This is a genomic window from Mesorhizobium sp. M2E.F.Ca.ET.209.01.1.1 (genome assembly GCF_004010375.2).
GTDB lineage: Bacteria > Pseudomonadota > Alphaproteobacteria > Rhizobiales > Rhizobiaceae > Mesorhizobium.
Genome location: NZ_SADP02000012.1, coordinates 210192 through 222131 on the forward strand (window position 1 = coordinate 210192; position 11940 = coordinate 222131).

Sequence of the window (11940 nt, forward strand, 5' to 3'; positions counted from 1 at the left end):
TCCTCGTTGCTGTCGGCGGGTTCCGGCTGCGGATGCCGGCGGCGATAGGGGTGGCGGCGCCTTGGCTCGCTGTCCCAGTCCTAAGTTCGTCTTGACGCTGTTCCAGACAGAGAACAACTGCGCATCTTTCCTGAGATTGCTTTCGGCGAAAAAAGGAGAAAGCCATGGCCAACCCGGAAGGTCCCGTCAGCGTCGCGGATTTCCGCGCCGCCATGCGGCTCATCGTCGGCAATGTCAGCGTCATCACCGCCGGCGTCGGCGACGCCCGCACCGGCCTCGTTGTCATTTCCGTGGTGTCGCTGTCGGCGGAGCCGCCGAAGGTGATTGCCTGCGTCAACCGCTCCTCGTCGACCTGGCCGATTATCGAGCGCTACCGGCATTTCGGCGTCAACTCGCTCGGGCCCCAGCACCAGCGGGTGGCCGAGCGCTTCTCCGGCTTCGGCGGCATCAAAGGCAAGGAGCGTTATGAGGGCGTCGAGTGGACGACGCTGAAGACCGGCGCATCGTTGCTCGCCGATGCGGTGGCCGCGTTCGACTGCAGCCTGGACCAGATGATCGACCGTGGCCCGCATTCGATCGTCATCGGCTCGGTCGAGGCGGTGAGGACGCAGGATTCCGGCCAGGCCCTGATCTACTGGCGGGGCGGCTATCGGCCGTTGGAAGCCTGAGGTCTGACGCGATCAGACCGAGGCTTTCTCCGCCAGCACCATGTAGTTGACGTCCATATCCTTCGAGCGCTGCCAGCGGTCGGCCAGCGGGTGGTAGACGACGCCGGTGCGGTCGATCACCGTGAGGCCTGCGGCGCCTAGCGCCTTTTCCAGTTCGTCCGGCCGCACCAGCTTGCCGAACTGATGCGTGCCGCGCGGCAGCCAACGCAGCACATATTCGGCGCCGATGATGGCAAGGCCGAGCGCTTTCAGCGTGCGGTTGATGGTGGCGACGAACATGATGCCGCCGGGGCGCACCATCTGGCCGCACTTGGCGATGAACAAATCGACATCGGCGACATGCTCGACCACTTCCATATTGAGGATGACGTCGAAGGTCTCGCCGGCATCGGCCAGTTCCTCGGCGGTCGTGGCCCGATAATCGATGCTGACGCCGACCTCCGCCGCGTGCAGCTTGGCCACTTCGATGTTGGTCGCCGAAGCGTCGGCGCCGACCACTTCAGCGCCCAACCTGGCCATCGGCTCGCACAGCAAGCCGCCGCCACAGCCGATATCGAGGAAACGCAGGCCTTCGAAGGGCCGCGCGGCGCGCGGATCGCGGCCAAAACGCGCCGCCACCTGGTCGCGAATATAGGCGAGCCGCACCGGATTGAACTTGTGCAGCGGACGAAATTTGCCGTTCGGGTTCCACCATTCGGCGGCAAGGGCGGAGAAGCGCTCGACTTCTCCGGCATCGATGGTCGATCGGCGGGGTTCTGGCATAGGCGGGTCTCCGGCGCATGACCCCGAAAATCGGCCTCGATTTTCGGAAAGGATCATGCGCAAAATCAAAATGCTACAGTGTCCTTTGCGCGTCAGAGAGGACGCGCGGCGCTGCAGAGCGTTAGGAAGTCGGGTCCTTGGCGCCAAAAGTCAAGGCAGGGTTTTTCGGCTGCTGCCACACGCGTTGCCGGCAAGCATCCCCGCCGGTTGGTGTCCGATGTCAGCACATGGCAGCTTGATCCGGCTACGCGGAAACGCGATCGCCATATCGGGCGAATGGAAGGCATCATGTCTAGAAGGAGGCCCGATCATGAAACCTCACTTTGTTGAACCTCTGGCGCCGAAGCGCGGCGCGATCGGACTGAGGGTTGCCACGGCTCGCTCCGCTTAACGTCAAATTTACTGGCCTGACGATTTCCCCGCGCACGATCGGAATTTGGCATGTACATTTGCCGCCATCGCGAGTCTTGAGAGGCTTGGTGCGCATCAGGACCCAGATCACTGCCACGCTGTTAAGCGCCGCGGCCCTGATCGGCGTGGTGGGCGCTGTTGCGATCCTGTCCCAGATGTCGTTGACCAGATCAGCCGCGCTGGCGGAGGCGACAAGCGTCGCGCGCCAATTGGCGGGCTCCATCGCCTTCAAGACTGCCGACGCGCCACGACCATTGTTCGAAAGACCCGAGGCGCTGCGCGAGTTCGTGCGGTTGCAGCACAACGACTCAAAGCGCGATCTGGTCGTCGTCGATCGCGACAAGACCATCCTCGCCGACGTCCCGGGCGAGGAAGAGAATGTCGGCAAGTCGTTCGGTCACGACCACGGCAATGAAGTCGGCCGCGTGATCGAGGACAGTCAGCCGCTTGCGTTCGTCGAGGACAGCGCCGACGTGCCGGAGCCGATCAATCTGGTCGCGGTGCCGATCGAGAGCGCGCCGGGCAAAATCGTGGGCGCGCTGCTGTTCGAATACACGCCGCTGCTGCGCGCCGCGCAGGACCGCACCAACGCGATGCTCTGGCTGGTCGGCTTGTCCACCGCCGCCGCCATGCTGATTGCGGCATTTTCCGCCTTTCTGCTGCTTAACCGGTTTGGCGCCGGTCTTTCCAGCCTCAATCGCGGCATCGAAGCGCTGGCGCGCGGCGATAGCGGCGCCCGCATCGGCCACGCCTCCGGGGACGAATTCGGACAGCTGGCGAAAGGCTTCGACACGATGGCGGCGGAGCTCGAATCGTCGCGACGGCAACTCGTCGATCAGAAAGCTTACATCGAGGATATCGTGCGCACGGTGGCCGAGGGCATCGCCGTCATCGACGGCGACGGCCGGGTCATGTCGGTCAATCCGGCCGCCGCCGACATCGCCGGGCGACACGCGAGCAAGATCGAGGGGCAGGACTGGCGATCGGTCCTGGAAATGCGGGGACCGACCGGGGACCGGCTCGGGACGGGAGCATCCCCGGTGGAATTGGCGCTTGCCACGGGCCGGCGGCATCAAAGCGAGGTGCGTCTGGTAAAGCCCGACGGCTCGCAGCTGCCGGTGATCGCCAGCTGCAATCCGCTCAACCGGGCCGATGGCGGCATCGTGCTGACGCTCAGCGACATAAGCGAACTGCGCAGCGCCGAGCGGGCGGTCAATGACCGCGCCGAGGAGTTGGCGGTGCTCAACCGCGAGCTGAGAGAGACATCGGAAGCCACAAACCGGTTGGTCAAGCTGGGTGAGCTGCTGCAGGCCTGCGTCACCTTCCAAGAGGCATTCTCGGTCGTCGGCTCGGCGATGCCGGATTTTTTCGGCGGCCTGAGCGGAACGGTCCATCTGACCAGCGCCTCGCGCAACCTGGTCGAGGAGATGGCGCATTGGGGCGATGTCCGCTCGAGCGTGGGCCAATTTGCCCCGGAAGATTGCTGGGCGCTGCGCCGCGGCCAGGAACATGTCGCCGGCCCGGGCATGCTGACGCCTCGCTGCAATCACATCACCGAAAATGGCGGGCGCGGCTATGTCTGCATGCCGCTGGCGGCACAAGGCGAGACGCTCGGCATCGTCCATCTCACCGAGCCCAATGCCGCCGACAGGCCGGACTGGCTGGCCGAGCGGAAGCAGGTGCTGCGCGGCGTCGTCGATACGCTGGCGCTGGCCCTGGCCAATTTGCGGCTGCGCGAAACGCTGCGACAGCAATCGATCCGTGATCCCAATACAGGGCTCTACAACCGCCGCTATCTCGAGGAAACGAGCAGCCGCGAACTGCGGCGCCTGGAGCGCTCAGGGCAGCCGATGGCGGTGATCATGCTCGATGTCGACCATTTCAAGCAGTTCAACGACACATTCGGTCACGAGGCCGGCGATCTCGTGCTCAAGCAGGTGGCCAGCACGCTGCTGGACCATGCCCGGGAAAGCGACGTGGTGTCGCGCTATGGCGGCGAGGAGTTCGCGGTGATGATGCCCGGAACGTCACTTGTCGATGCCGCCGAGCGCGCCGAGGCGCTGCGAAAGGCGGTCAAGCAGCTGCATCTGACGCATCGCGGGCGCACATTGGGCACCATCACCGCCTCGTTCGGTGTGTCCGCCTTCCCAGAACTCGGCGCCTCATGGGCCGAAATCGTCAACGCGGCGGATCGTTCGCTCTATCAGGCAAAGGCGGACGGGCGCGACCGGGTCGTCGCGGGATTGCGCAAGACCGATCCCGACTGGGACCTTTCCACCCCTGGCAGAAGCGCGGCTGAGGGCTGAGCTTCGGCGCCCGCGCTTCGGGCGAGATGCATCAGCGCGACAGGGCAATCTCGGCATGGCTCATGACAACGCTGGCTGGTTCGATCGCCTGCATGGCCTCGCTGTCGCCGATCTCGGCCATGATGCGGTCGGCCGCCGCCTGTGCCTGATCCAGGCCCTGCCAGCGCACGACGTCAACCCAGGTGCCATCCTTACGCTTCCCGAGGTGACGGGCAAGAAAGCCCGGCTGCCGGGCAAGCCAGTCGGTCACGATCCCGTTATTGGCGACAAAGCCGTCTTCGGTGCCGGGCTTGAGGCGGAAGGTGACGATTTCCAGAGTCTCGGTCATGAAGAATCTCCTAAGGCCGGTTTCAGCAGTCTTATGGCATGATCGGCGACAGGAATCCGTCAGGATGAGCGTTGCCGGGCCGGCTATAGGCGCGCTCGCTTGCGAAGCGTTGCTGTTTTGGCTAAGGAGGCCGCGCATTTCCGCGCCCGGCTTAACCCTGGCGTTTCCTCCAGTTCCGGCCTTGCGCCGGCTTCAGTCAAAGGCATTTCGCTTCCATGGCGCGTATCGTGATGAAATTCGGCGGAACCTCGGTCGCCGACATCGCCCGCATCCGCAATGTGGCGCGCCATGTCAAACGCGAGGTCGATGCCGGCCATGAAGTGGCGGTCGTGGTGTCGGCGATGGCCGGCAAGACCAACGAACTGGTCGCCTGGACGCGCGAGGCCTCGCCGATGCATGACGCGCGCGAATATGACGCGGTCGTCGCCTCGGGCGAACAGGTCACCGCCGGCCTGTTGGCGATCACGCTGCAGAGCATGGGGGTGCACGCCCGCTCTTGGCAGGGCTGGCAGATCCCGATCAAGACCGACAATGCGCATGGCGCGGCGCGCATCCTCGACATCGACGGCGCCTTCCTGATCAAGCGCTTCGGCGAGGGCCAGGTGGCGGTCATCGCCGGTTTCCAGGGCATCGGGCCGGACAACCGCATCGCGACGCTCGGCCGCGGCGGCTCCGATACAAGTGCCGTGGCGATCGCGGCGGCGGTCAAGGCCGACCGCTGCGACATCTACACCGATGTCGACGGCGTCTACACCACCGATCCGCGCATCGAGCCGAAAGCCCGGCGTCTCGCCAAGATTTCCTTCGAGGAAATGCTCGAAATGGCTTCGCTCGGCGCCAAGGTGCTGCAGGTGCGCTCGGTCGAGCTTGCCATGGTACACAGGGTGCGTACCTTCGTGCGGTCGTCCTTCGACGATCCCGATGCGCCCGGAATGGGGGATTTGCTCAATCCGCCCGGAACGCTTATTTGCGACGAGGAAGAGATCGTGGAACAGCAGGTCGTCACCGGAATTGCCTACGCCAAGGACGAAGCGCAGATTTCGCTGCGCCGCGTCGGCGACCGTCCAGGCGTCGCCGCCGGCATCTTCGGCCCGCTGGCCGAGGCCAACATCAATGTCGACATGATCGTCCAGAACATCTCCGAGGACGGCAAGTTCACCGACATGACCTTCACCGTGCCGTCCGGCGACGTCGACAAGGCGCTTGCCGTGCTGGAGAAGCTGAAGCCGGAAGTCGGCTACGATGTCGTGCAGTCGGAAGCCGGCATGTCGAAGGTCTCGGTCATCGGCATCGGCATGAGGAGTCACGCCGGCGTCGCCGCTACCGCTTTCAAGGCGCTGGCCGACAAGGCGATCAACATCCGTGCCATCACCACTTCCGAGATCAAAATCTCGATACTGATCGACGGTCCATATACGGAACTTGCAGTTCGTACTTTGCATTCCGTCTACGGTCTCGATAAGCAATAGCAAGAACTGAGTCAGTTGTTGCGTGAACGCCGGCCGCGGGAGAAACTGCGGCGGGCGAAATGCCCGTTGGAGAACAAGCCGCGATGCGTGATACGGCCAGTGGCCCGCGCGTTCTGCTCAAACGGCTTCGCGAGCTCATGCAGGAGCCGCTGGAGCCGCAGGAGCGGCTCGACCGCATCGTGCGCGACATCGCCTCCAACATGGTGGCCGAAGTCTGCTCGCTCTACGTGCTGCGCGCCGACTCGGTGCTCGAGCTCTACGCCACCGAGGGTCTGAATCCCAACGCCGTCCACCTGTCGCAGCTCCGGCTCGGACAGGGCCTGGTCGGCACGATCGCCGCCAGCGCGCGGCCGCTCAACCTGTCCAACGCGCAGGAGCACCCGGCCTTCGCCTACCTGCCGGAGACGGGCGAAGAGATCTACCATTCCTTCCTCGGTGTGCCGGTGCTGAGGGCCGGGCGCACGCTCGGCGTCCTGGTCGTCCAGAACAAGACCATGCGGCAGTACCGCGAAGACGAGATCGAGGCGCTGGAAACGACGGCGATGGTGATCGCCGAGATGATCGCCACCGGCGATCTCGCCCGCCTGACCAAGCCGGGACTGGAGCTCGACCTGCGCCGCCCGGTGAGCTTCACCGGCCTTTCCTTCAATGAGGGCGTCGGCCTTGGCCATGTCGTGCTGCACGAGCCGCGCATCGTCGTCACCAACCTCTTCAACGAGGATAGCGAGGAGGAGGTGCGCCGGCTGCAGTCCTCGCTCGGTTCGCTTCGGCTCTCCATCGACGACATGCTGGAGCGGCGCGAGGTCGCCTTCGAGGGCGAGCACCGCGAGGTGCTCGAGGCCTATCGCATGTTCGCCAATGACAGCGGTTGGGTGCGCCGGCTGGAAGAGGCGATCCGCAACGGCCTGACCGCGGAAGCCGCGGTCGAGAAGGTGCAGAGCGACATGCGCGCGCGCATGCTGCACATGACCGACCCTTATCTGCGTGAGCGGATGAGCGATTTCGACGATCTTGCCAACCGGCTCCTGCGCCAGCTGATGGGGCGCGGCCCGGAGGACGTCGCGGCTGCGTTGCCCAAGGACGCTATCATCGTCGCCCGTTCGATGGGCGCGGCCGAACTGCTCGACTATCCGCGCGACAAGCTGCGCGGCCTGGTGCTGGAGGATGGCGCCGCCACCAGCCACGTCGTCATCGTCGCGCGCGCCATGGGCATTCCCGTCGCCGGTCAGATGAAGGGCGCCGTTTCCATGGCGGAAAACGGCGATGCCATCATTGTCGACGGCGAGGAAGGCACGATCCATCTGCGGCCGCAGTCCGACCTGGAAGCCGCCTATGCCGAAAAGGTCCGTTTCCGGGCCCGACGGCAGGAGGTCTACCGCGAGCTGCGCAAGAAGCCGTCGCTCACCAAGGACGGTGTGCCGGTCGATCTCCTGATGAATGCCGGTCTGGCCGTCGACCTGCCGCAACTGACCGAGTCGGGCGCCGCCGGCATTGGGCTCTTCCGCACAGAGCTGCAGTTCATGGTCGCCTCGACCTTCCCGCGCGCCGAGGCGCAGGAGCGGCTTTACCGCGACGTGCTTGATGCCGCGCGCGGCAAGCCGGTCACCTTCCGCACCATCGATATCGGCGGCGACAAGGTGCTGCCTTACTTCAAGGGGGCGATCCAGGAGGAAAACCCGGCGCTCGGCTGGCGTGCGATCCGGCTAACGCTCGATCGTCCCGGCCTGCTCAGAACGCAGATCCGGGCGCTGCTGAAGGCCAGCGGCGGCCGCGAGCTGAAGCTGATGCTGCCGATGGTGACCGAGCTGTCGGAGATATCGCAGGCGCGCGAGATCATCGACCGCGAGGTCCGGCATCTGTCGCGCTTTGCCCATCACCTGCCCACCAGCCTCAAGCTCGGCGCGATGCTGGAAGTGCCCTCGCTCTTGTTCCAGCTCGACGAGCTGATGAAGGCGGTCGACTTCGTTTCGGTAGGTTCCAACGACCTCTTCCAGTTCATCATGGCGGTCGATCGCGGCAACACGCAGCTTGCCGACCGTTTCGACACGCTTTCGGCGCCATTCCTGCGGGTGCTGAAGACGATCGCCGATGCCGGCGCCCGCAACAACACGCCGGTGACGCTGTGCGGCGAGCTTGCAGGCAAGCCGATCTCGGCGATGGCGCTGATCGGCCTGGGCTTCCGCTCGATCTCGATGTCGCCGGCCTCGATCGGCCCGGTCAAGGCGATGCTGACCGAGCTGCCGCTGCAGGAGCTGAAAGACTTCTTCAAGGACAATCTGATGGCGCCCAGCCAGGGAACGCCGATGCGGGCGCTGCTGCAGGCGTTTGCCGACGACCGCTCCATACCGCTATAGCCATCCCACCATGATCAACCTGCCCCGCGACCGTATGGATCAAGTCGTCAAGCGTTTCGACATGCTCGAAGCGCAGATGGCGGCCGGACCCGCCGCCGATCAATATGTCAAGATGGCTTCCGAATATGCCGACATCCAGGAGATGGTGGGCAAGATCCGGGCGTTGCGCGCCGCCGAGCAGGAGCAGGCGGATCTCGAGGCGATGCTCGCCGACAAGGCGACCGACGCCGAGATGCGGGCCCTGGCCGAGGCGGACCTGCCTGAAGTGGAGACCCGCATCGAGGCGCTGCAGAAGGATATCCAGATCCTGCTCCTGCCCAAGGACGCGGCCGATGAGAGGAACGCGATCCTGGAAATCCGCGCAGGCACCGGCGGCGACGAGGCGGCGTTGTTCGCCGGCGATCTCTTCCGCATGTATGAGCGCTATGCCGCCTCGCGCGGCTGGCGCTTCGAGGTCGTTTCGGCCAGCGAGGGCGAGGTCGGCGGCTACAAGGAAATCATCGCCTCGGTGTCGGGCAAGGGCGTGTTCGCGCATCTGAAGTTCGAATCCGGTGTTCACCGCGTCCAGCGCGTGCCGGAGACCGAAGCGGGCGGGCGCATCCATACCTCGGCGGCGACGGTCGCCGTGCTGCCCGAGGCCGAAGAGGTCGATATCGAAATCCGGCCGGAGGATATCCGCATTGACACGATGCGCGCCTCGGGTTCCGGCGGCCAGCACGTCAACACCACCGACTCGGCGGTTCGCATCACCCATCTGCCGACCGGCATCATGGTGGTGCAGGCGGAGAAGTCGCAGCACCAGAACCGGGCGCGCGCCATGCAGATCCTGCGCGCGCGGCTTTACGACCTGGAGCGCAGCCGTGCCGATGAGGAGCGCTCGTCGTCGCGCAAATCGCAGGTCGGCTCGGGCGACCGGTCGGAGCGCATCCGCACCTACAACTTCCCGCAAGGGCGCGTCACCGACCACCGCATCAACCTCACGCTCTACAAGCTCGACCGGGTGATGATGGGCGAGCTCGACGAGGTCATCGACGCGTTGATCGCCGACCATCAGTCGAAGCTGTTAGCCGATATGAGCCTCGATGGCTGATCGATTGCCTGCCGCGCTCGGGCCGTTGTTGAAGGCGGCGCGCGAGCGTCTGGCCGCCGCCGGCATCGACGATCCGGCGCTCGATTCCCGGCTGATCGTCGAGCAGTTCTCCGGTACGACCCGCACCCAGGCCATTGCCGAACCGGGGCAAAAGGTGGGTTCGGCGGCGCTTTCGGCCATCGAAACGGCCCTGAGGCGTCGCGTCGCAGGCGAGCCGGTGCACCGCATCCTCGGTTATCGCGAATTCTACGGCTTGCGACTGTCGCTCTCACCGGAGACGCTCGAGCCGCGGCCGGACACCGAGACGCTGGTCGACGCCATTCTGCCTTTCGCCAGGACAACTGCCGAACGGCTGGGCGAATGCCGCATTCTCGACCTCGGCACCGGAACCGGCGCCATCGCGCTGGCCCTGCTCAACGCCGTTCCGGCCGCGATCGCGACCGGCGTCGATATTTCCGAGGGGGCGTTGGCAAAAGCGGCCGGAAATGCCCGGGATCTGGGGCTCGGCGGGCGCTTCAAAGCCTTGCATTCCAACTGGTTCGAAAAAGTTTCGGGCTCCTACCATGTAATTGCCTCGAACCCTCCCTATATACCCAGTCGAGAGATTGGAAATCTGCAGGACGAGGTCCGCGATTTCGACCCGCACCGAGCGCTGGACGGTGGTGCGGATGGTTTGGACCCCTACAGGGTCATCGCCGCTGAAGCGGCAGGATTTCTGGAAGCGCAAGGCAGAGTAGCGGTCGAGATCGGCCACACGCAGAAAAACGACGTAACCGGAATATTCGTGGCGGCAGGCTATGTGTTAACCGGGACACATCGCGACCTTGGCGGCAATGACAGAGTTCTGGTGTTCGAGCGGTGAAAGCCCTGATACAGCGCGAAAAAACCGCTTGGCAATATAAGGGAATGCAGTTAGGGTCCGGCTCAACCGGATGAGACGAAGCAGGCAGTGCTCCCAGCGATTCGGTTTTCCTTGGAAATAGCTGCCTTCTTGCGCAAACGACGCCCAAGCTTCGTGCGGGAATCGTCCGGCAAGTGATGTAACCGGAACAGGATGGCACGTGGCGCCAACGCAATTGATGCGGGCGAACGCCGGTGAAGAAACGAAACGGCTGGCTGCATGAGCGCCTCCGTTCGTGAAGAGTTTTTCGAAAATTCACTATGAAGAGAGTCTAATGAGGCCACAACAGCAGAACAGGCGCATGCGCGGTCGCAACAACAATGGCGGCGGTGGCAACAACAACAACCGCAAGGGGCCAAATCCCCTGACTCGCACCTACGAGAGCAACGGCCCGGACGTGAAGATCCGCGGGTCGGCTCAACAGATCGCCGAAAAATACGCCACACTCGCCCGTGACGCGCAGAGCTCCGGCGACAGGGTGATGGCGGAGAACTACCTCCAGCACGCCGAGCACTACAATCGCATCATTGCCGCCGCCCAGGCGCAGATGCCGATCCAGAACGCCCAGCAAAACCGCGACGACTTCGACGACGATCTCGATGAGGATCGTGACGAGTTCGATTCTGTCGGAAACACCAGCGGCAATGGAGCCGAGGCGCCGGCCCCGGCGAACGGCTCGGGGCCGCAGCCTGTGATTGAAGGCACGCCAGCGGAACTCGCCTACAACCAGGAAAACGGCCGCGACAACAACCGGCGCGACAATAACCAGCGCGACAACCGCGACAACAATGGCCGCGACCGGCATCGTGACCGCCGCAACGGCGGCTACGGCCAGTATGGCCAGAACGGTCAGCGTGGCGACAACGGCCAGCGCGGCGAGCATGGCGGCGGCCAGCAGTTCGACCAGAACCGGCGCAACGAGACCCCGGCGCAGCCCGAGGCCGCTGGAGAGGCCGGAACCCAGGCCGAACAGGCGCCGCAGTTCGACAGTTTCTCGCCGGCCGCGCTCGCCGCACAGGCCGAGCTCAACGAAGCCGCCATAGACAATGGTGGCGGTCGCCGGCCGCGGCGTCCGCGCCGCCCGCGTGGCAACTATGCCGACCAGGCCGGCAATGGCGAGCAGGGCGACCAGCCGCAGAGCGCAAGCCCCGAAAATGCGGGCGAAGCACACAACGCGACGAACAATGGCGGCGAGGCCGGCGCCAAGCCCGCCGAAGAGGCAAGACCGGCAACCGGGCCTGTCGCCAGCGAGCCGGCGCCGGTCGCCGGCGAAGCTCCCGGCGAGCCTGTGACCGCCGACGCCAACAACTGACACAAACGGCATTTCAGGCATTGCAGACGGCGGGGACATTTCCCCGCCGTTTTCGTTCGTGCGTAGCTAGGGCATTTCACCGTTTCACGGAAACGGTGAAATGCCCTAGCTCTTTGTTTTTACGCAATTCCGGACGGAAAACCGCTCACACTTTTCCTGGAATTGCTCTAACAGGCTGCGGAAAAACTCTTTCGTCTGGGGCCAGTCCGTGATTCGATTCCGCCGGAGAGATTGGAGGATGAGATGCGCGGTGGAGATGATGGGACGGAAGGGCTTTTTTCCTATGTGAGCTGCGAGGCTCGGGTTCCATCGGATCATCCGCTTCGAGCCATCCGGGCA

10 protein-coding genes are annotated in these 11940 nt (G+C 64.6%); 7 read left to right on the forward strand and 3 right to left on the reverse strand.

Annotated features, from left to right (window positions below; translation table 11 throughout):
• Positions 1 to 164 precede the first annotated feature (164 nt).
• Positions 165 to 668 carry a flavin reductase family protein gene (locus EN852_RS22340; RefSeq protein WP_127877083.1) on the forward strand — a complete coding sequence of 168 codons (504 nt, stop codon included), beginning with the start codon at positions 165 to 167 and terminating at the stop codon, positions 666 to 668.
• A 12-nt stretch (positions 669 to 680) separates the two neighbouring features.
• On the opposite strand, the gene ubiG is transcribed toward EN852_RS22340, so the two are convergent.
• On the reverse strand, positions 681 to 1430 hold the full coding sequence (ubiG, locus tag EN852_RS22345) for a bifunctional 2-polyprenyl-6-hydroxyphenol methylase/3-demethylubiquinol 3-O-methyltransferase UbiG (protein WP_127877085.1): 750 nt from the start codon (positions 1428 to 1430) through the stop codon (positions 681 to 683).
• Positions 1431 to 1909: 479 nt separating this feature from the next.
• On the opposite strand from ubiG, the gene EN852_RS22350 reads away from it, so the two are divergent.
• Entirely contained in the window at positions 1910 to 4147 is a 2238-nt protein-coding gene (locus EN852_RS22350) for a diguanylate cyclase (protein ID WP_127877087.1), read from the forward strand.
• 31 nt (positions 4148 to 4178) lie between these two features.
• On the opposite strand, the gene EN852_RS22355 is transcribed toward EN852_RS22350, so the two are convergent.
• Entirely contained in the window at positions 4179 to 4475 is a 297-nt protein-coding gene (locus EN852_RS22355; RefSeq protein WP_127877089.1) for a hypothetical protein, read from the reverse strand.
• A 215-nt stretch (positions 4476 to 4690) separates the two neighbouring features.
• Here EN852_RS22355 and EN852_RS22360 point away from each other — a divergent pair, with 215 nt between their 5' ends.
• The 5 genes from EN852_RS22360 (at position 4691) to EN852_RS22380 (ending at position 11601) form a co-directional block, all read left to right on the forward strand.
• Entirely contained in the window at positions 4691 to 5944 is a 1254-nt protein-coding gene (locus EN852_RS22360) for an aspartate kinase (RefSeq protein WP_127865825.1), read from the forward strand.
• Positions 5945 to 6027: 83 nt separating this feature from the next.
• Positions 6028 to 8298, forward strand: a complete 2271-nt coding sequence (ptsP, locus tag EN852_RS22365) for a phosphoenolpyruvate--protein phosphotransferase (RefSeq protein ID WP_127877091.1) — start codon at positions 6028 to 6030, stop codon at positions 8296 to 8298.
• 10 nt (positions 8299 to 8308) lie between these two features.
• Positions 8309 to 9388, forward strand: coding sequence for a peptide chain release factor 1 (gene prfA, locus EN852_RS22370; RefSeq protein ID WP_127877093.1), 1080 nt, complete (start codon positions 8309 to 8311; stop codon positions 9386 to 9388).
• Positions 9381 to 10250, forward strand: coding sequence for a peptide chain release factor N(5)-glutamine methyltransferase (gene prmC / locus EN852_RS22375; protein WP_127877095.1), 870 nt, complete (start codon positions 9381 to 9383; stop codon positions 10248 to 10250). The genes prfA and prmC overlap by 8 nt, the downstream gene beginning before the upstream one ends.
• Before the next feature lie 340 nt (positions 10251 to 10590).
• A complete protein-coding gene (locus EN852_RS22380; protein ID WP_246694349.1) occupies positions 10591 to 11601 on the forward strand; it encodes a DUF4167 domain-containing protein in 1011 nt (336 codons plus the stop codon).
• A 105-nt stretch (positions 11602 to 11706) separates the two neighbouring features.
• Here EN852_RS22380 and EN852_RS41710 read toward each other — a convergent pair.
• A partial coding sequence (locus tag EN852_RS41710; RefSeq protein WP_210238252.1) for a hypothetical protein occupies positions 11707 to 11940 on the reverse strand: 234 nt, incomplete at its 5' end.

Excerpts from the sequence above, each read along its gene's own strand:
- EN852_RS22340 (WP_127877083.1), top strand. The coding sequence starts at position 165 with ATGGCCAACCCGGAAGGTCCCGTCAGCGTCGCGGATTTCCGCGCCGCC.
- ubiG (WP_127877085.1), bottom strand. The coding sequence starts at position 1,430 with ATGCCAGAACCCCGCCGATCGACCATCGATGCCGGAGAAGTCGAGCGC.
- EN852_RS22355 (WP_127877089.1), bottom strand. The coding sequence starts at position 4,475 with ATGACCGAGACTCTGGAAATCGTCACCTTCCGCCTCAAGCCCGGCACC.
- EN852_RS22360 (WP_127865825.1), top strand. The coding sequence starts at position 4,691 with ATGGCGCGTATCGTGATGAAATTCGGCGGAACCTCGGTCGCCGACATC.
- ptsP (WP_127877091.1), top strand. The coding sequence starts at position 6,028 with ATGCGTGATACGGCCAGTGGCCCGCGCGTTCTGCTCAAACGGCTTCGC.
- prfA (WP_127877093.1), top strand. The coding sequence starts at position 8,309 with ATGATCAACCTGCCCCGCGACCGTATGGATCAAGTCGTCAAGCGTTTC.
- prmC (WP_127877095.1), top strand. The coding sequence starts at position 9,381 with ATGGCTGATCGATTGCCTGCCGCGCTCGGGCCGTTGTTGAAGGCGGCG.
- EN852_RS22380 (WP_246694349.1), top strand. The coding sequence starts at position 10,591 with ATGCGCGGTCGCAACAACAATGGCGGCGGTGGCAACAACAACAACCGC.